We start from the raw sequence: 20022 nt of genomic DNA, 5'->3' as shown, positions 1-20022 counted from the left end.
CTCAGGCCGTGCCGCCCGGCCGCACGAACCCGGCCTCGTACGCGAGGATCACCAGCTGCACCCGGTTCGTCAGCCCGACCTTGGTGAGCAGCGACCGCACGTGGCTCTTCACGGTCGCCTCGGTGAGGTGCAGCTCCGCCCCGATCTCGCGGTTCGACAGGCCGCGCGCGACCGCGAGGAGCACCTCGCGCTCGCGCGGGGTCGCCGCGTCGAGCCCGGTGACCGCGGACCCGGTCTCGACGGCGTCGGATGCCGCGAGCGGCGCCTGCCGGGCGAGCTCGACGTAGGTCGAGATGATGCGGCCCGTGACCGCCGGGTCGAGCAGGGAGTCGCCTGCGTGGACGCGGTGCACGGCGTCGACGAGCGACTGCGGGTCCGCGTCCTTGAGGAGGAACCCGGCGGCGCCCGCGCGCAGCGCGCCGTAGACGTACTCGTCGTCGTCGAACGTCGTGAGGACGAGCGTACGCACCGCCGCGAGCTCGGGGTCGGCCACGATGCGCGCGGTCGCCTCGATGCCGTTCAGCCGGGGCATGCGCACGTCCATGAGCAGGACGTCGGGGCGCAGGGCGCGCGCCATGGCGACCGCCGTCTCCCCGTCCCCGGCCTCGCCGACGACCGTCACGTCCGGCTCGTTGTCGAGGATCATGCGCAGGCCCAGCCGGATGGTCGCCTGGTCGTCCACGACGACGACGCGGACCGGCGTCGTGCCCGTGCCGGGGGCGCTCACGCCGCGGCCCGCGGGACTCGCGCCTCGACCGTCCAACCCCCGCGCCCGTCCGGCCCGGCGGACAGCGCGCCCCCGGCCGCGAGCGCCCGCTCGCGCATGGAGGTCAGGCCGTGGCCCTGCCGCCCGTCGGTGCTCGGCAGCGGCGGTCCGGCGTCGTGGACGCGCAGGCGCAGGTCGCCCGCACGGTCGGTCAGCGTCACGGTCACGTCGTGGGCGAGGGAGTGCAGCAGCACGTTGGTCAGGGCCTCCTGGGCGATGCGGACGACGGCGAGGCCGGACTCGGCGCTCGTCGCGGGCCACGGGTCGGGGAGCGTGAGGTCGACGGCGCGCCCGGCGTCGCGCAGGCGGCGGGCGGCCGCGCGCAGCTCGTCCGCAGCCCGGTCGCCGTCGGGCGTCGGGGCGAGGGCCGCGGTGCCGCCGTCGGCCTCGGTGCCGCGGCGCAGCACCTGCACGACGGACCGCATCGCGGTGAGCGCCTGCTTGCCCTCGTCGGCGATCCACCGCACGGCCTCGGCCGGCGCGTCCGGGCGGTTCGCCGCGACGCGGTCCGCCGCCTGGGCGCGCACGACGATCGCCGACATGTGGTGCGCGACGACGTCGTGCAGCTCGCGCGCGATCCGCGTGCGCTCGGCGAGCACGGCGCGCTCCGCGAGCTCGGCCTGGAGCGCCTGGAGCTCCGCGTTGCGCTCGCGCAGGCTCTCGGACGTGAGGGCGAGGCGGCGAAAGAAGTACCCGGCGGCGACCGCGACCAGCACGAGGGCGAGCGCGAGGACGACGTCGGAGGGGGAGTTCGCGACCCAGAGCTCCTCGACGAAGAAGGGCCGGGGCGGCAGGACGAGGCCCGGGCGCCCCGCGAGCTGCAGCGCGAACGCCGCGAGGCCGGCGCCGACGGTCGCCAGGACCGGCGGCACCGCCCCGGACCGGGTCGCCGCGAAGGCCGCGATCATGAGCGGCACGAGCTCGAACGGGGTCTGCATGATCCAGGGGATCGCGAGCGGGTAGAGCGTGACGGTGCCCCAGAACAGCGGGCCGGGCGCGACGCGCCGCAGCGCGAGCGCGAGCACGATCCCCAGCCCGGCGACCCGGTACGAGTCGGGGAAGCGCGGGTACCAGTAGTCGCCGCGCTCCATGACCATGACCACGGTGAACCACACGGCGCCCGCGACGAGCGCGGTCGCGAGGTCCTGCGCCCACACGGGCAGGCGGGTCGTCGGGGGCACGCGTCCACGGTAGCCGGGGCGGGTCGTGCGCGGCACCGCCCCGGGTGGGAACCCGGCCCGTGCGGCCTCCGCCCCAGGGCGGAACGACGTCGGGCCGGGGGCGGACGCTCCCCGCCCGGGTGCACCGCACGGCGGGGTCGAGGAGTCGCCGTCGGGTCGATGTGGCGCGAGGTCCCCGCGGGCGAGCCTCGTCCCATGACCACGACACCCCTGCGCCCCACCCCGCCCGCCCGCCACGTCCCGGGCCCTCGCGGCCCGCGGCGCGTCGCCCGGACCGTGCTCGGCGTCCTCGCCGTCGGCGCGCTCGGCGTGGCAGGCGCGCTCACGTACCTCACCGTGACGACGCACGACGGCGACGCCGTCGCCGACCCGTCGCCCACGTTGCGCCCCCAGACCGCGACCGGGCTGGACCCCGAGCTCGAGCGGCGCTTCGACGAGGCGCGGGCCGCCGCAGACGCCGAGGGGGTCGAGCTGACGCTCACCTCGGGGTGGCGCACCGCGGCGGAGCAGGAGCAGCTCGTCGAGGCGGCGCTCGAGCGCTACGGGTCGCCCGAGGAGGCCCACCGGTGGGTGCTCCCGCCCGAGACCTCCGAGCACGTCGCGGGCCTCGCGATCGACGTCGGGCCGACGGACGGCGCGCTGTGGCTCGGCGAGCACGGCCCCCGGTTCGGCCTGTGCCGCACGTACGCGAACGAGATGTGGCACTTCGAGGCCGCGACGGAGCCGGGCGGGACGTGCCCGCCGATGCACGAGGACGCCTCGCACGGCTGGGGGTGAGGGCCCGCCGGGGTGCGGTCCGGGGGCGGCGGATGTGGGCGGTCCGCGCGATGATGTGCGGGTGAGCGAGAGCACCCCCGCGACGTCAGCGCCGACCCCCCCGACCCCGACGGACGAGGACGTGCCCGCGGCGTCGTCCGCCGCCGAGCTCGACGAAGCCGCGGCGCAGCGGCGCTGGGCCGAGCTCGTCGCCCAGGTCGAGGCCGACCAGCGGGCCTACTACGAGGAGGACCAGCCGGTCTCGTCCGACGCGGAGTACGACGCGCGGATGCACGAGCTGCAGGCGCTCGAGGCCGCGCACCCCGCCCTCCAGACGCCCGAGTCACCGACGCAGCGCGTGGGCGGCCGGGCCGCGGCCGGCTTCGCGACCGTCCAGCACCTCGAGCCCATGCTCTCGCTCGACAACGCCTTCAGCGCCGAGGACCTCGCCGCGTGGGCTGCACGCGTGCACCGCGACCTGGGCGTGGCCGCGGACGCCGAGGTGGACTACCTGTGCGAGGTCAAGATCGACGGCCTCGCGATCGCGCTGCTCTACGAGAAGGGCCGTCTGGTGCGGGCCGCCACGCGCGGCGACGGGCGCACGGGCGAGGACGTGTCCGCCAACGTGCGGACGATCCCGAGCATCCCGCAGCGCCTCGCCGGCGACCCCGCGACGCACCCCGACGTCATCGAGATCCGCGGCGAGGTGTTCATGGGTGTCGCGGACTTCGCCGCGCTCAACGAGAAGCTCGTCGCCGCGGGCCAGGCGCCGTACGCGAACCCGCGCAACACCGCGGCCGGGTCGCTGCGCCAGAAGGACCCGGCCGTCACCGCGAGCCGCAACCTGCGCATGTACGCGCACGGCGTCGGCGCGCTCCAGTGGGAGGCCGGCGAGCACGCCGAGCTCGCGCGGCAGTCCGACGCCTACGCCCTGTTCGAGCAGTGGGGCGTGCCGGTGTCGCCGCACAACCGGGTCGTGCACGGCCTCGACGAGGTCATGGAGCGCATCGCCTACTTCGGCGAGCACCGGCACGACATCGAGCACGAGCTCGACGGGATCGTCGTCAAGGTCGACGAGCTCGCGCTCCAGAGGCGGCTCGGCGCCACGAGCCGCGCGCCCCGGTGGGCCATCGCCTACAAGTACCCGCCCGAGGAGGTCAACACGCGCCTCCTCGCGATCCAGGTCGGTGTCGGCCGCACGGGCCGCGCGACCCCGTACGCCGTCATGGAGCCGGTCAAGGTCGCGGGCAGCACGGTGCGCCAGGCGACCCTGCACAACCAGGACGTCGTCCGCGCGAAGGGCGTGCGCATCGGCGACATGGTCGTGCTGCGCAAGGCGGGCGACGTCATCCCCGAGATCCTGGGCCCGGTCGCGGCGCTCGCGGACGACGGCTACCCGCGCGAGGACTTCGTCATGCCCGCGGACTGCCCGGAGTGCGGCACCCCGCTGCGGCCCATGAAGGAGGGCGACGTCGACCTGCGCTGCCCCAACGCCGAGTCGTGCCCCGCCCAGGTGCGCGGCCGCGTCGAGCACATCGGTTCGCGCGGGGGGCTCGACGTCGAGGTGCTCGGCGAGGTGACGGCGGCCGCGCTCACGCAGCCGCTCGAGCCGGCCGAGCCGCCGCTGCGCACGGAGGCCGGGCTGTTCGAGCTGAGCGTCGAGCAGCTCGTCCCGATCCGGGTCGTCGTGCGCGACTCCGAGACCGGGCTGCCGCGCGAGTACGACGGCACGGGCGAGCCGGCCGAGATCACCATGCCCGACGGCTCGACCGCGACCGTCAAGTCCGTGTGGCCGTTCCGGAAGAAGCGCAAGCTGTCGAAGGCCGCGGAGCGTGAGGCGATCGAGGCGGGGGAGCCGCTCTTCGAGGCGTCGACCAACGCGACGAAGCTCGTGGAGGAGCTCGAGCTCGCGAAGACGAAGGACCTCTGGCGCATCCTCGTCAGCCTGAACATCCGGCACGTGGGCCCGGTCGCGGCGCGTGCCCTCGCGGACTGGTTCGGCTCGCTCGACGCGATCCGGGCCGCGACGCGCGACGAGCTCGCCGCGGTCGAGGGCGTCGGGCCCGTGATCGCCGACCAGGTCGTCGAGTGGTTCACCGTCGGCTGGCACGTCGAGATCGTCGACCGCTGGCGGGCGGCCGGGGTGCGCTTCGAGATCCCCGACCACCCCGGCCCCGGCGCGCGCCAGGAGCCGACCGGTCCGCTCGCCGGGCTGACGGTCGTCGTGACGGGGTCGCTCGAGGGGTTCAGCCGCGACGGCGCCAAGGAGGCCGTCATCGCGGCGGGCGGCAAGGCGTCCGGGTCGGTCTCGAAGAAGACGGACTACGTCGTCGTCGGGGCGAGCGCCGGCTCCAAGGAGACCAAGGCGCGCGACCTCGGGCTGCCGATCCTCGACGAGGAGGGCTTCGTCGCGCTCCTCGCCGGAGGGCCCGACGCCGTGGCCGACCGCCTCGGTGCGGGCCCGGCGTCGGACGACGCGGGCGATGCCCCGGCCACGGACGGCGGGGCAGAGCCCGGCGCGGACGGCTGAGCCGCGCGTCGGGCCGGGCGCCTACGATGCTCCGGTGCTCGACGCCACCACCGCCCCGTCCCGTACCCTCCCGACCCTGCGCGGCGCCCACCTCGTGGGCTCCGTGAACCTGCCGACCGCGCGCGAGACCTTCCGTGCGGTGGGGGAGCACCTCGGCGACCACGTGCGCCGCGTCCCCGACGGGGAGGTCGGCGAGCGGTTCCACTGGATCCTCTTCCAGGGTGAGCGGTTCTCCGCCGTCGACGGCCTCGCGCGCGTCCCGGTGGACCCGGTCGTCGTCGCGGGGTTCGACGTGCGCCCGCACGTCCTCGACGGCTCCGTCGACGCGGCGGACCTGCGGTTCGGCCCGCTCGGCTACGCCGACGCGGCCCTCGCCTCGTACGCCGACTTCGTCGCGCTGCGCGAGGAGGGCGCCCTCCCGGCCGGGGCCCGCTTCCAGGTGTGCCTGCCCTCGCCGCTCGCGCCGGTGACGGCGTTCGTCGCGCCCCAGGACCGCGCAGCGGTGCACCCGGCGTACGAGGCCGCGCTCGTCCGCGAGCTCGAGGCGATCACCGCCGCGATCCCCGCGGAGGACCTCGCGGTCCAGGTCGACCTCGCGACCGAGTTCGCGTTCGTCGAGGGCGCGAACCTCGGCGGCGGGGCCGCGCGCGCGTGGTTCGACGCCGAGGCTGGGGGAGACGAGGACGTCGTCGCGGGGTGCGCGCGCCGGGCCGCGGCGTTCGCGCGGCACGTGCCCGCCGGGGCCGAGCTGGGGTTCCACCTCTGCTACGGCGACGTCGCGGAGAAGCACTTCGTCGAGCCGACGGACACCGCGAACCTCGTCCACGTCGCGAACGCCCTCGTGGAGCACCTCGACCGGCCGGTCCAGTGGGTCCACCTGCCCGTCCCGATAGCGCGCGACGACGTCGCGTACGTCGCGCCGCTGGCGGACCTGCGCCTGGACCCGGCGACCGAGCTCTACCTCGGGCTCCTGCACCACGAGGACGGTGTCGAGGGCGCACGCCGCCGCCTCGCCGCGGCGGCGTCGGTGCTCGGCGACCGCCCGGTCGGCGTCGGGACGGAGTGCGGCTTCGGCCGCGGCCCGAGCGAGCGCACCACCGGCCTGCTCGACCTGCACGCCGCGGTGCTCGCGGCGGTCTGACGGCTCAGCCCCGGGGCCGCCGGGCGACGACCTCGCGCAGCCGCGCGACGCCGTCGGGCGGGACGGGGAGCGACGGCCCGCGCGGGGGAGCGGTCGGCACGCCGAGCAGGGTGGCGAGGGCGTGGAACCCGCTCAACGGGCGCAGGTCGGCGAGCACGGCGGTCAGGTCGTGCAGCCAGCGGGCGACCCGCGCGTCGGGCACCGTGCCCGCGGTGCGGGCGCGACGGAGCGCGACGTACTCCGCGGGGACGAGCGCGGCGAGCCCGGTGTGCCAGGCGTCGGCCGGCTCGGCGCCGCGCACGAGGGGGACGTCGCCGCTCAGCCCGACGCTCACCCCGAGGCCGTCGGTCGCGGCCCGCAGCTCCGCGACCCGCCCTCCGGGTCGCGCAGGCGTGGACGCCGCGTCCTTGACCGCGACGACGTTCGTCGTGCGGGCGAGGTGCGCCAGGGCGCCCGGCGTGAGGTCGTACGCGGTCTGGACGCTGCGGTTGTAGAAGCACACCGGCAGGTCGACGGCCGCCGCGACCGCCTCGAACAGCGCCACGACCTCCGCCTCGTCGAGCGGGAGGTAGGAGAACGGCGCGAGGACGAGCCCGTCGGCGCTCGCGTCGCGCGCGGCACGGGCCCGTGCGAGGACGTCGCGCGTCGACGCGCCGCTGACGGCGACGTGGACGGGCACGGCCGTGGCGCCCGTCGACCCCGCCGCCACGGCCGCCCGCACGACGGCGTCGCGCTCGTCCGGGTCGAACGTGACCCCGGCGCCCGACGACGCGAGCACCACGACGCCGTCGACCCCGGCCCCGACGGCGTCCCGGACCAGCCGGCCGAGAGCCTCGAGGTCGGGGGCGTCGTCGTCGGTGAGCGGGGTGATCGGGTAGGCGAGCAGGCCGCGGAAGGCGGTCATGCGCGCGGGCTCAGCGGCTCGCCCAGAGGATGCCGCGCTCGACGATCGTGCGGATCGGAGGCACCTCGAGGTCGGCGAGCTGGTGCCCCGCCGCACACACGAAGATGCGTCCGGCGCCCCAGCGTCGCGTCCACACGGCGGGGGAGACGACGGGCTCGTGCCACGGGTCGCCGTCGCGCGGGAGGATCGTCGTGGTCGCGAGGACGTCGTTGTACGAGTCGGCGAGCACCCAGTACTGCTCCGAGTGCAGCGCGATCGAGTCGATCCCCGCGACGATCGGGTGGTCCCCGCGCTCGGGCACGATCTCGATCGTGTGGTCCACGAGGTCGTGCGCGTGGGCGGCGAACTGCCCGCCCACCATCTGCAGGTAGTCGGTGGCGAGCCGGAACGAGTCGACGATGCCGCCGTGCCAGCCCGCGAACCCGGTGCCGTTCGCGATGGCCGTGCGCAGGCCGCGCATCTCGTCCGGGAGGATCTCGCCCATCGTCCAGCACTGCACGACGAGGTCGAGGCTCGTCATGAACTCCTCGTCGGCGTACGCCTCGAGCGATCCCTCGAGCGTCACGTCGTAGCCGGACGCCTCGAGGAACGGGATGAACAGCTCGGCGGCCTCCTCGGGTGCGTGCCCGGGCCACCCGCCCCGGACCACGAGCGCTCGACGGTTCCGCTCGGTCATGACTCCTCCTCGTGCTTCGTCACACTCGTCGCGCCCGCGCGCGCGGGCAGCGGCCCCCGTCGACCGCGCTCAGGCGATGAGCGCGTCGATCGCTGCGGGCGAGAGTACGTGATCGACGGCCATGGCGCTCGCACCGAGCACGCCGGCCTGACCTCGTGCCTGCGAGGTGACGATGCGCAGGTGCTGCGTCGCGAGGGGCAGCGAGCGCTGGTAGACGATCTCGCGGATGCCCGCGATGAGGTGCTCGCCCGCCTCGGCGACGATGCCGCCGATGACGATGAGCGAGGGGTTGAGCAGGCTGACGCACGCCGCGAGCACGGAGCCGATGTCGCGCCCGGCCTGGCGCACGGCCTGGCTCGCGGCGAGGTCGCCGCCGCGCACGAGCGCGACGACGTCGGAGCTGGTGGTCGCGTCGAGGCCCGCGGCGGCGAGGGCCGCGGCGACGGCCTGGCCGCTCGCGACGGCCTCGAGGCAGCCCACGTTCCCGCAGCGGCACGGGACGTCGGCGGCGCTCGGGACGGCGACGTGCCCGATGTCGCCCGCGGCGCCCTGCGCGCCGCGCCGGAGCTCGCCGTCGGCGATGATGCCCGAGCCGATGCCCGTCGCGACCTTGACGAAGAGCATGTCGGTGACCGCGGGCCACGCGGTGCGGTGCTCGCCCAGCGCCATGATGTTCACGTCGTTGTCGACGAGCACGGAGGCGTCGAACCGCTTCTGCAGGATCCCGGGGACGTCGACGTCGTCCCACGCGGGCATGATCGGCGGGTTGATGGGCCGCCCGGAGGAGTGCTCGACGGGGCCGGGGAGGCCGACGCCGACGCTGACCAGGTCGTCGATGCTGCGCCCCGTGGTCGCGACGAGCTTCTCGCCCGTGTCCGCGACCCACGACAGGACGACGTCGGGACCGTCCGCGATCGCGAGGGCCGCGTCGGTCTCGGCGAGCACGTTGGACGCGAGGTCCGTGACGGCGAGCCGGGCGTGGGTCGCGCCGAGGTCCACAGCGAGCACGATGCGCGCCTCAGGGCTGAAGGCGAAGGTCACGGGCGGGCGCCCGCCGGTCGAGCTGGCCTCGCCCGCGGGGGCGATGAGGCCGGCCGTCATGAGGAGGTCGATCCGGGCGGCGATGGTCGACCGCGCCTGCCCCGTGATCGCTGCGAGGTCCGCACGGGTGCGCGGCTGACCGTCCCGGAGCAGCTGGAACATGTCGCCGGCACCGGTCGGGCGCGGCGCGAACTTCAGCAGTTCCTCCATGGGCACAGTGAATCACGGAGCCTCTCGTCGGTCGTCCGTACCAGGCGGACGAGTCATCGGCTTTTGCTTGACGATCGCCAAAAGGTACCCTACTGTCCCCTCCCAAGGCGACATGGACGTCGTCGAAAGGTGTGGAGGTCCGACGGCGGGCCTCCGGTCCGGGCGACGACCGCCCCACGAGCTCCCCCTGGTCCCCGATCGCACGTCGCATCGTCGGCATCCCTGCTCGTACAGGGCTTGCCGGACACTATCGCCTCCGCAGTACCCCGGGGCACCCCGGGAGCGGCGGGAGCGTTCCCATCCGGCGATCAGGGCGCGCACACTTTTGTCGGTCACGGAGTGGTAACAGTGGCAAAAGACGACAACCTTATGATTGACGCTCGTCAAAAGGTTCGCTAGGTTCACCGCATGGTCACCGCAGACCCTCCCCAGCCGCTCCTGCAGATGCAGGGCATCGTCAAGGTCTTCCCCGGGGCTCGTGCGCTCGACGGCGTCGATCTCGAGATCCTCCCGGGCGAGGTCCACTGTCTCCTCGGCCAGAACGGGGCCGGCAAGTCCACGCTCATCAAGGTGCTCGCCGGTGCCCACCAGCCCACCGAGGGCAGGATCCTCCTCGACGGCGAGCCCATCACCATCTCCGACCCCGTGGCAGCGCTGAAGCACGGCGTCGCGACGATGTACCAGGAGCTCGACGTCGTCGACGGCCTGACCGTCGCGGAGAACGTCTACCTCGGGCACGAGCTCGCCACCATGGGGTTCTCCCAGCGCCGCGAGGCGGTGCGCAAGACGCGCGAGCTGCTCCAGCGGCTCGGGCACTCGGAGGTCTCGCCGACCACGGAGGTCGGACGGCTGTCGGCCGCCGGCAAGCAGATCGTCTCCATGGCCCGGGCGCTGTCCCACGACGCGCGCGTCATCATCATGGACGAGCCCTCGGCGGTGCTCGACTCCGAGGAGGTGGGCAACCTCTTCCGTGTCGTCAAGGAGCTGACCAAGGCGGGGGTCGCCGTCGTCTACATCTCCCACCGTCTCGAGGAGATCCGCGAGATCGGCGACCGCATCACCGTCCTCAAGGACGGCCGGACCGTCGCGCAGAACCTCCCGGTGTCCGAGACCCCGACGGCGAAGCTCATCACGCTCATGACCGGGCGCTCGGTCGAGTACGTCTTCCCGGACTCCGACGGCCCGGTGGACGCCGCTCCCGTGGTGCTCGACGTCGCGGGGCTGAGCCTGCGCGGCGTGTTCGCGGACGTGTCGTTCCAGGTGCGCGCCGGGGAGATCGTCGGTCTCGCCGGGCTCGTGGGCGCGGGCCGCTCGGAGATCATCGAGACGGTCTACGGGGCGCGCAAGGCGACCGCGGGCACCGTGACCGTCGACTCCACGCGGCTGCGGTTCGGGTCCGTGGCCTCCGCCGTCGGTGCCGGGATCGGGCTCGCGCCCGAGGAGCGCAAGAGCCAGGGCCTGCTCCTCGACGAGCCCGTCTACCGCAACGTCACGCTCTCGACGTTCTCGCGCTTCGCGCGCTTCGGTCTCCTCGACGAGAGCGCCGAGCGCAAGGCGGCCAAGGAGCAGGCCGACTCGCTCGAGCTGCGCCCCACCGGCGTCGACCGGGCCATCCGCACGCTGTCGGGCGGCAACCAGCAGAAGGCGATGCTCGCCCGCTGGCTCGTCCACGGCTGCCGCGTGCTGCTCCTCGACGAGCCCACGCGCGGCGTCGACGTCGGCGCGCGCGCCGAGATCTACGCCCTCATCCGCAGGCTCGCCGACGAGGGTGCCGCCGTCGTCGTCGTGTCCAGCGAGATCCCCGAAGTCCTCGGCCTCGCCGACCGCGTCCTCGTCGTCTCCGAGGGTCGCGTCGTCCACGAGGGGCCCTCGAGCTCCATCGACGAGCACCAGGTGCTCGACATGGTCATGGAAGGAAGTGTCGCGTGAGCGAGCAGCAGGTGTCGGCGTCGATGCCGACGAAGAAGCCGGAGGCCGACGAGTCGGCCCGGGTCGAGAAGGCCGCGGGCGAACGCCGCAAGAGCGGGTTCATGTCCGGCGCCGCGGGGCGGAACATCGGCCTCGTCGTCGCTCTGCTCCTCCTGTGCGTCGTGGGCTTCGCGACGGGCGGCGAGCGGTTCCTGAGCGTCAGCAACCTCATGACCATCCTCAGCCTCGGGTCGGTCGTGGGCGTCGTGGCCATCGGGATGACCTTCGTCATCACGACGGGCGGCATCGACCTCTCCGTCGGCTCGGTGCTCGGCCTGGCGTCCGTCTGGGCGACGACGCTCGCGACGCAGTCGTACGGCTGGGTCGTCATGGTGATCTGCGCGCTCGCGGTGGGCATCGGCGCCGGCCTCCTCAACGGCCTGATCGTCGCCTACGGGAAGGTCGTGGCGTTCATCGCGACGCTCGCGATGCTCGTCGCCGCCCGCGGCCTCGCCGAGCTCATCGCGCAGAAGCGCACGCAGATCGTCCAGGTCGACGCGTTCAACGACGTCTTCCGCGGCAACCTCCTCGGGGTGCCGAAGATCGTGTGGATCTTCGCGGTCGTCGCCGTGCTCGGCTGGTTCCTCTTCAACCGCACGACGTTCGGCCGCCGGACGGTCGCCGTCGGCGGCAACGCCGAGGCCGCTCGCCTCGCAGGCATCAAGGTCAAGCGCCACCTCCTGTACGTGTACGCGCTGTCCGGCCTGACCGCGGGCATCGCCGGCGTCATGATCCTCGCCCGCACGAGCGCCGGGTCCTCGACCAACGGCCTGCTCATGGAGCTCGACACCATCGCGGCGGTCGTCGTCGGCGGCACGCTCCTCGCGGGCGGCCGGGGCACGATCGTCGGCACCGTCCTCGGTGTCCTGATCTTCACGACGCTCACGAACGTCTTCATCATCAACAACATCGACAGCTCGGTGCAGCAGATCGCCAAGGGCGCGATCATCGTCGGCGCGGTCCTGCTCCAGCAGCGCCTCTCCCGGCGCACCACCTAGCGACCCCGAGCCCCGCGGCGCCCCCGCACCACGCCGCAGCCGGACGAGCCCCGCACCACCCACACCCCGCCAGTTCCCCTGAGGTTCCACCCGCAGGACAGCATCGAAGGAGATCCCATGTCCGCACGCACCACCCTCCGCCGCCGCATCACGCTCGCGACGGTCTCGGCCGCCTCGATCGCGCTGATCGCGACGGCGTGCACCTCCAACACGCCGCAGGACGAGGGCACGGCCGAGGGCGACGGCGGGGGCAGCGCCAACCAGGCCGTCTCCGACAACGACGCCCCGGGCGACCCGATCGTCATCGGCTTCTCGGCCCCCGCCGCCGACCACGGCTGGATGGGCGCCATCACGACCGCCGCCGAGGCGGAGGCCGCGGAGTACGAGGACGTCGAGCTCCGTGTCGCCGACGGCACGAACGACGTGAACGTCCAGATCAGCCAGATCGAGGGCTTCATCAACGACGGCGTCGACGCGATCGTGCTGCTGCCGTTCGACGGCGCCGCGCTCACCGAGGTCGCGACCAAGGCGATGGACGCCGGGATCCCCGTCATCAACGTCGACCGTGAGTTCTCCAGCCCGTTCGCGGCGCGGACCACCGTTCTCGGCGACAACTACGGCATGGGCGTGAGCGCCGGCCAGTACATCTGCGAGCAGCTGGGCGACAACCCGGACGCCGTGGTCGCCGAGATCGCCGGCATCGACTCGCTGCCGCTCACGCAGGACCGCAGCCAGGGCTTCGAGGACGCGCTGTCCGACTGCGGCCTCGACGTCGACAACCGCGTCGCCGCGGACTTCACGGTCCAGGGTGGCGAGGCCGCGACGGCCAACCTCCTCCAGGCCGCGCCGCAGATCGACGCCATCTGGAACCACGACGACGACCAGGGCGTCGGCGTGCTCTCCGCGATCGAGAACGCCGGCCGCGACGAGTTCTTCATGGTCGGCGGCGCCGGCTCGAAGCAGGTCATGGAGCACATCCAGGCCGGTGACTCCGTCCTCCAGGCGACGGTCGTCTACCCGTCGACGCAGGCCGCGGACGGCATCAAGCTCGCCCGCCTCGTGGCGCACGAGAAGAACCTCAGCGACCTCGCGTCGTCCGACGTGCCGCGCACGGTCCAGCTCTTCGCGCCCGTCGTGACGAAGGACAACGTCGACCAGTACCTGCCCACCGCGTTCCAGTCCTGACGGACCCGCTGACACCCGTCAGCACGCAGCAGGAAGCACGCGGACCACGCCCACGGTCCGCCCGGGTACCGCCCGGCCGGACCGTGGGCGTGCGCCGTGAGAAGCACGGAAGGAACGTCATGGCAGGAAACGACGGCGCGCAGCTCGGCGTCGGCATGGTCGGGTACTCGTTCATGGGGGCAGCGCACTCGCAGGCCTGGCGGACCGCCCCCCGGTTCTTCGACCTCCCCCTCGACCCGCGGATGCGGGTCCTCGGCGGCCGCAACCCGGAGGCGGTCGCCGCCGCCGCGCAGCGGCTCGGCTGGGAGTCCACGGAGACGAGCTGGCAGGCGCTCGTCGGCCGGGACGACGTCGACCTCGTCGACGTGTGCACGCCCGGCGACACCCACGCCGAGATCGCGATCGCCGCGCTCGAGGCCGGCAAGCACGTGCTCTGCGAGAAGCCGCTCGCGAACACGGTCGCCGAGGCCGAGAAGATGGTCGCGGCCGCCGAGGCCGCCGCGCGGCGCGGGCAGGTCGCGATGGTGGGCTTCACCTACCGCCGCGTGCCGGCGATCCAGCTCGCGCGCCAGCTCGTGGCCGACGGCCGCATCGGCACGGTGCGGCACGTGCGCGCGCAGTACCTCCAGGACTGGATCGCGGACGAGGACGCGCCCCTGTCGTGGCGTCTGGACAAGACCAAGGCCGGCAGCGGCGCGCTCGGCGACATCGGCGCGCACGTGATCGACCTCGCCCAGTTCATCACCGGCGAGCGGATCACGAGCGTCTCCGGCCTGCTCGAGACGTTCGTCAAGGAGCGTCCCGTCGCGACGGAGTTCGCCGGTCTCTCGGGACAGGGCGGCACCGAGCGCGGCCCCGTCACCGTGGACGACGCCGCGATCTTCCTCGCCCGGATGTCCGGCGGCGCGATCGGCACGTTCGAGGCGACCCGGTTCGCCTACGGCCGCAAGAACGCGATCCGGCTGGAGATCAACGGGTCGAAGGGCTCGGTCGCGTTCGACTTCGAGGACATGAACGTCCTGCACTACTTCGACGCCGCCGACGACCCGGCCGTCGCGGGCTTCCGCCGCATCGTCGTGACGGAGCCGCAGCACGCGTACGTCGGGCACTGGTGGCCCGCGGGCCACGGCCTCGGCTACGAGCACGCCTTCACGCACCAGGTCGTCGACCTGGTCGAGGGCATCGCCGCGGGGACGCACCCGGCGCCGACCTTCGCGGACGGCCTGGTGGTCCAGCGCGTGCTCGACGCGGTCGAGCGCAGCGCGGCGTCGGGCGGCTGGGTCGAGCCCTAGGTCTCGACCGGCCGCACGGACGGCAGACCGGTCGTCGGCCGCGCGCAGGTGCGCGGCCGACGACCGGACGACGAGAGGAGGTACCACCGCCGCGCTGGCGGCGAGGAAGGTGCCCGGCGGAGCACCGAGACAGTCCGCCGACGAGCCCGGGACGGACGGCAGGCCGATGGCGCCGACCCGGCGGAGCGCAGCACAGTTCCCCATCTCGACGAGGAGACCTTGTGAGAAACGTGCTTGGAGGATCGCTCGCCATGAGGCGCACGGTCGCGGCAGCAGCCGCGGCGGCGATCGCTCTCCCCCTGACCATCGCGACGGCGGTGTCGGCCACGGCGGCCCCCGCCGCCGGGAGCGTCGCTCCGGCGGCTCCGGTTGCTGCCGCCGCCGACACCGCACCGTTCGACGTGCTCGTCTTCAGCAAGACCGCCGGGTTCCGGCACGGGTCGATCCCCGCGGGCATCGCGGCGATCCAGCAGCTCGGCGAGGAGAACGACTTCGAGGTGACCTCGACCGAGGACGCGGGAGCGTTCACGGACGAGAACCTCGCGCAGTACGACGCCGTCGTGTGGCTGTCCACGACGGGCGACGTCCTCAACGACGACCAGCAGGCTGCGTTCGAGCGCTACATCCAGAACGGCGGCGGGTACGCGGGCATCCACGCGGCGTCCGACACCGAGTACGACTGGCCGTGGTACGGCGAGCTGGTCGGCGCGTACTTCAGCAGCCACCCGCAGAACCAGGACGCGACCGTCAAGGTCGAGGACCACGCCCACGAGTCGACGGCGCACCTGCCGTCGCGCTGGGACCGCTACGACGAGTGGTACAACTACCGCACCAACCCGCGTGACACCGTGCACGTGCTCGCGAGCCTGGACGAGACGTCCTACACCGCGGGGTCGGGCGCGATGGGCGCCGACCACCCGATCGCCTGGTGCCAGGCGTACGACGGCGGCCGCTCGTGGTACACCGGCGGCGGGCACACGAACGAGTCCTACGCGGAGCCGGAGTTCCTGCAGCACCTGCTCGGCGGCATCCAGACCGCCGCGGGCGTCGTGCCGTCGGACTGCGCCGCGTCGCAGTCGGACAGCTACGAGGTCGTCTCGCTCGACGAGGAGACCTCCAACCCGATGATGCTCGACGTCGCCCCGGACGGGACGGTCTTCTACGTCGAGCGCGACGGGCGCGTCCGCCTCATCGACCCGGAGAGCAACCAGACCACGACGGCGATGACCCTCGCGGTCACGCAGGCCAACGAGGACGGGCTCACGGGCGTCGTCCTGGACCCGGACTTCGGGGAGAACGGCTGGGTCTACCTCTTCTGGTCGCCGCAGGACGTCGGGACGGACGGGCCGCACAACCGCGTCTCGCGCTTCACGTACGACGAGGCGACCCGGACGATCTCGGCCGCGAGCGAGGAGAAGGTCCTCGTCATCCCGACGCAGCGCGAGACGTGCTGCCACGCGGGCGGTGACATGGTCTTCGACGGCGACGACAACCTCGTGATCGTGACGGGCGACAACACCAACCCGTTCGAGTCGGCCGGCTACGCGCCGCTCGACGAGCGCGCGGGCCGCACGTCGTACGACGCGCAGCGCACGTCGGCGAACACGAACGACCTCCGCGGCAAGGTGCTGCGCATCCACCCGGAGGACGACGGCACGTACACGATCCCCGAGGGGAACATGTTCGCCCCGGGCACGGACAAGACGAAGCCCGAGATCTTCGCGATGGGCTTCCGCAACCCGTTCCGCATCGGCGTGGACCAGAAGACGGGCAACGTGCTCGTCGGCGACTACGGCCCCGACGCGCAGAACGCCAACCCGAGCCGCGGCCCGGGGAACACGGTCGAGTGGAACATCGTCGCGGAGCCGGGCTTCTACGGGTGGCCGTACTGCACCGGTGACAACGCGGCGTACATCGACTACAACTTCGCGACCGGCCAGTCGGGCCAGGCGTTCGACTGCGCCAACGGCCCCGTGAACGACTCGCCGAACAACACCGGCCTGACCCAGCTCCCGCCGGCCGTCGCGGCCGACGTCTGGTACAACTACGCCGGCAACCCGCTCTTCCCGGAGATCGGCGGCGGTGGCGCGCCCATGGGCGGCCCCGTCTACGACTACGACCCGGAGCTCGACTCGGACGTCAAGTGGCCCGAGTACTGGGACGGCAAGGCGATCTTCGGCGAGTGGAACCAGGGCAAGATGTACTCGTTCCAGCTCGACGGGGAGAACCGCGACGAGCTCGTCGACATCAACCGGATCCTGCCGAAGCACTTCGACCCCGCGGCGGGCTTCTACCGCGCGATGGACTTCGACTTCGGTCCGGACGGCTCGCTCTACGTCATCGACTGGGGCCAGGGCTTCGGCGGCAACAACACGACGTCGGGCATCTACAAGGTCAACTACGTGCAGGGTGACCCGACGCCGATCGCCCGCGCCAGCGCGGACGTGACCAGCGGCGCCGCGCCCCTCACGGTGCAGTTCTCCTCGGAGGGCACCCGCCACCCGGCGGGCGACCCGATCTCGCTGCAGTGGACGTTCGGCGACGGGTCCGACCCGTCGACCGAGGCGAACCCGGTGCACACCTACACCGAGAACGGCAGCTACACCGCGCAGCTCGTGGCGACCGACGCGAACGGCCAGACGGGCTTCGCGAACGTCAGCATCGTCGTCGGGAACCAGGCGCCGAGCGTGACGATCACGTTCCCGGACAACGGTGGCGTGTTCGAGTGGGGCGACCAGGTGCGCTACGTCGTCGAGGTCGAGGACCTCGACGGCGAGGTGGACTGCTCCAACCTCCAGATGATGACCGCGCTCGGGCACGACGCCCACGCGCACCCGATGGAGGAGCTGACCGGCTGCGAGGGTGTCATGCAGACGGCCCGCGACGAGGGCCACGGGCTCGAGGCCAACATCTTCTGGGTGCTCGAGGCGTTCTACACCGACGACGGCGGCGAGGTGGGCGTCCCGCTCACGACGAACTCGCTCCAGATCCTGCAGCCGAAGCTGCTCCAGGCCGAGTACTACACCTCGACGGGCCGGCTCCCCGGCTCGGCGAGCACCGGTGACCCGGGCGTCCAGACGGAGCAGACCGGCGACAGCGCGGGCGGCGGCCAGAACCTCGGCTACATCGAGGTCGACGACTGGTGGGCCTACGAGCCCATGTCGCTCTACAACGTCGAGGGTCTCGGCATGCGCGTCGCGTCGCCCTCGGGCGGCACGGTGTCCGTGCGCTGGGACGCGCCCGACGGTCCGGAGATCGGCCGGGTGACCGTGCCGAACACCGGTGACTGGCAGGCGTACACGATGGCGACGACGGCGATCACCGACGTGCCCGAGGGCACGGGGACGCTCTACTTCGTCAACGTGGCGGGCCAGATGAACGTCAACTGGCTCGAGTTCGACGGCCGCGGCGTCACGGACAACGTGCGCCCGACCATCGACACGTTCGAGGTCACCCCGACGGAGGGCACCGCGCCGCTCGAGGTCACGGCGTCGGTCACGGCGACCGACCCCGAGGACGAGGCCGTCACGTTCGCGTGGGACGCGGGCCTCGGCGACGGGTTCGTCGACGGCACCGACTCGTTCGCGGTCACGTACGACCAGCCGGGCACCTACCGGCTCCAGGTGCGGGCCACCGACGAGCGCGGCGCGTACTCGGTCGAGTACACGACGGTGACCGTCAAGGCGCCCGAGACCGGTCCGGGGCTCTGCTTCTCCGGCCGCTCGGACGACTTCCTCGGCACCGACCTGGACGAGGACCGCTGGACCGTGACGAACCGCGACCAGAACCTCGTCGTGCGCGACGGGCGCCTGGTGGTCCCCACGGCGACGCGGGACTTCTACGGCACGGACAACACGGCCGTGCCGAACCTGGTGCTCCAGGACCTCCCGGACGGACCGTTCACGGCCACCGCGAAGGTGACCCTGCCGGCCCGCCAGCAGTACCAGCAGGCCGGTCTGCTGATCTGGGAGGACCAGGACAACTACGCGAAGATGGTGCTCCAGGGCCGGTCGGCCGCTGCGGACCCGGCGACGCGGATCTTCCAGTTCATCCGTGAGGAGAACGCCCAGCCGAACGAGGTCAACGAGTCCAACTCGGCCGCGCTCGGTGCCGACTACCCCGACACGGTCTACGTGCGGTTCGTCAGCGACGGCGCGAGCCTGCAGGCGGCGTACTCGGCCGACGGCATCGACTTCACGACGATGCCGCAGACCAAGTCGATCGCCGACCTGGAGAACGCGAAGATCGGGCTCGTGGCCCTCAAGGGCAACAACACGACCACCCCGGTCGTCGACGCCGAGTTCGACTGGTTCCACATCACGCCCGACGACACGGCGGCGGCCCCCGGGCCGGACGACGAGTTCGACGGCGACGCCCTCGACACGTGCCGCTGGTCGATCGTCCGCGAGGACCCGACCGGCTACCGCGTGGCGGACGGCTCCCTGCAGATCGACACGACGCCCACGGACATCTACGGGACGGACAACCGCCCGGTGCCGAACATCGTGCTGCAGGACCAGCCGGGTGACGAGTGGACGATCGAGACCGTCGTCGACGGCTCCGCGTTCGACCGTCAGTACCAGCAGGGCGGTCTGATCGTCTACGGCGGCGACGACGACTACGTGAAGCTCGACTACGTGGTCGACAACCAGGCCGGCCAGGCGCGCAACGCCCGGATCGAGCTGCGCAGCGAGGTCGGCGGCGTGGTGCAGAACCCGCAGCCGCAGACGGGGAGCCTCGCCGAGTCGGTGTGGCACCTGCGCCTCACGCGCTCCGGTGACACGTTCACCGGCGCGTACAGCGCGGACGGCGAGACGTGGACCACGTTCGACGAGAGCGTGACCAACGCGCCCGCCGCGGACGCCAAGGTCGGTCTCTTCGCCCTCGGGGCGTCGGCCGACACCGGTGCTCCGGCGTCCTTCGGCCACTTCCGGGTGGTCGAGGACGAGGCCGAGCCGATCGCCGTCACCATCACCGCGGAGACGCGCTGCATGGCCGGCAAGGTGTTCGTCGCGGTCCGCGCGGCGAACGACGACACGGTCCCGCTCGCGATCACGCTCGAGACCCCGTACGGGTCGAAGCAGGTCGCGGACGTCGCGCCCGGTGCGAACGCGTACCAGTCGTTCGCGTCGCGCGCCGTCGCGGTCGACGCGGGCACCGTGACCGTGACCGCCACGGACGCCGAGGGGAGGACGTTCTCCGGGACGGCGGACTACGCGGCCCGGTCCTGCTCCTGACGAGCTCCGGCGGGTCGGTGCGCTGAGCACCGGCCCGCCGGGCACCGCGCTCGGCGCGCGGGCGCTCGGGCGTCCGGGCGGCCCATCGGCCGGGCCGACCGTACGCTGCCCGCACGACGAGCACGACGGGGACCTCC

The 20022-nt window shown here is 73.1% G+C and carries 13 protein-coding genes; 8 read left to right on the top strand and 5 right to left on the bottom strand.

Going from position 1 to position 20022, the window contains the following annotated elements; translation table 11 throughout:
* Nucleotide 1: 1 nt before the first annotated feature.
* The gene (locus tag HKK73_RS13165; RefSeq protein WP_256380353.1) at nucleotides 2-727 is read right to left on the bottom strand and encodes a response regulator transcription factor; all 726 of its coding nucleotides are present in this window, start codon (nucleotides 725-727) and stop codon (nucleotides 2-4) included.
* On the bottom strand, nucleotides 724-1947 hold the full coding sequence (locus HKK73_RS13160; protein WP_168946063.1) for a sensor histidine kinase: 1224 nt from the start codon (nucleotides 1945-1947) through the stop codon (nucleotides 724-726). The genes HKK73_RS13165 and HKK73_RS13160 overlap by 4 nt, the downstream gene beginning before the upstream one ends.
* Before the next feature lie 195 nt (nucleotides 1948-2142).
* On the opposite strand from HKK73_RS13160, the gene HKK73_RS13155 reads away from it, so the two are divergent.
* The 3 genes from HKK73_RS13155 to HKK73_RS13145 all read left to right on the top strand — a co-directional run bounded on the left by HKK73_RS13155 (nucleotide 2143) and on the right by HKK73_RS13145 (nucleotide 6374).
* On the top strand, nucleotides 2143-2724 hold the full coding sequence (locus HKK73_RS13155; protein ID WP_082774698.1) for a M15 family metallopeptidase: 582 nt from the start codon (nucleotides 2143-2145) through the stop codon (nucleotides 2722-2724).
* A 61-nt stretch (nucleotides 2725-2785) separates the two neighbouring features.
* Complete coding sequence (gene ligA / locus HKK73_RS13150) at nucleotides 2786-5233, top strand: NAD-dependent DNA ligase LigA (protein WP_371810553.1); 2448 nt, start codon at nucleotides 2786-2788, stop codon at nucleotides 5231-5233.
* Between the two features lie 34 nt (nucleotides 5234-5267).
* The gene (locus tag HKK73_RS13145; protein WP_171468173.1) at nucleotides 5268-6374 is read left to right on the top strand and encodes a hypothetical protein; all 1107 of its coding nucleotides are present in this window, start codon (nucleotides 5268-5270) and stop codon (nucleotides 6372-6374) included.
* Between the two features lie 4 nt (nucleotides 6375-6378).
* Here the strand turns inward: HKK73_RS13145 and HKK73_RS13140 are convergent, their stop codons facing one another.
* The 3 genes from HKK73_RS13140 to HKK73_RS13130 form a co-directional block, all read right to left on the bottom strand.
* A complete protein-coding gene (locus HKK73_RS13140; protein ID WP_171468172.1) occupies nucleotides 6379-7278 on the bottom strand; it encodes a dihydrodipicolinate synthase family protein in 900 nt (299 codons plus the stop codon).
* Nucleotides 7279-7288: 10 nt separating this feature from the next.
* Nucleotides 7289-7954 (bottom strand): ThuA domain-containing protein, encoded by a 666-nt coding sequence (locus HKK73_RS13135; RefSeq protein WP_021483712.1) that lies wholly within the window; start codon nucleotides 7952-7954, stop codon nucleotides 7289-7291.
* Between the two features lie 69 nt (nucleotides 7955-8023).
* Nucleotides 8024-9205 carry an ROK family protein gene (locus HKK73_RS13130; RefSeq protein WP_034655387.1) on the bottom strand — a complete coding sequence of 394 codons (1182 nt, stop codon included), beginning with the start codon at nucleotides 9203-9205 and terminating at the stop codon, nucleotides 8024-8026.
* A gap of 408 nt (nucleotides 9206-9613) precedes the next feature.
* Here HKK73_RS13130 and HKK73_RS13125 point away from each other — a divergent pair, with 408 nt between their 5' ends.
* From HKK73_RS13125 to HKK73_RS13105, 5 genes are all read left to right on the top strand, one after another.
* A complete protein-coding gene (locus HKK73_RS13125) occupies nucleotides 9614-11134 on the top strand; it encodes a sugar ABC transporter ATP-binding protein (RefSeq protein ID WP_171468171.1) in 1521 nt (506 codons plus the stop codon).
* Nucleotides 11131-12171 (top strand): ABC transporter permease, encoded by a 1041-nt coding sequence (locus HKK73_RS13120; RefSeq protein ID WP_021479938.1) that lies wholly within the window; start codon nucleotides 11131-11133, stop codon nucleotides 12169-12171. The genes HKK73_RS13125 and HKK73_RS13120 overlap by 4 nt, the downstream gene beginning before the upstream one ends.
* A gap of 117 nt (nucleotides 12172-12288) precedes the next feature.
* Nucleotides 12289-13356 carry a substrate-binding domain-containing protein gene (locus HKK73_RS13115; RefSeq protein ID WP_021479937.1) on the top strand — a complete coding sequence of 356 codons (1068 nt, stop codon included), beginning with the start codon at nucleotides 12289-12291 and terminating at the stop codon, nucleotides 13354-13356.
* A gap of 119 nt (nucleotides 13357-13475) precedes the next feature.
* Nucleotides 13476-14648 (top strand): Gfo/Idh/MocA family protein, encoded by a 1173-nt coding sequence (locus HKK73_RS13110; RefSeq protein ID WP_021479936.1) that lies wholly within the window; start codon nucleotides 13476-13478, stop codon nucleotides 14646-14648.
* A gap of 251 nt (nucleotides 14649-14899) precedes the next feature.
* On the top strand, nucleotides 14900-19885 hold the full coding sequence (locus HKK73_RS13105) for a ThuA domain-containing protein (RefSeq protein WP_171468170.1): 4986 nt from the start codon (nucleotides 14900-14902) through the stop codon (nucleotides 19883-19885).
* The last annotated feature ends 137 nt before the right edge of the window (nucleotides 19886-20022 follow it).

This window comes from Cellulosimicrobium sp. 72-3 (assembly GCF_013127315.1).
Classification (GTDB): domain Bacteria; phylum Actinomycetota; class Actinomycetes; order Actinomycetales; family Cellulomonadaceae; genus Cellulosimicrobium; species Cellulosimicrobium funkei.
Note: the sequence above shows the minus strand (reverse complement) of the source record. Positions and strands in the feature narration are given on the sequence as shown.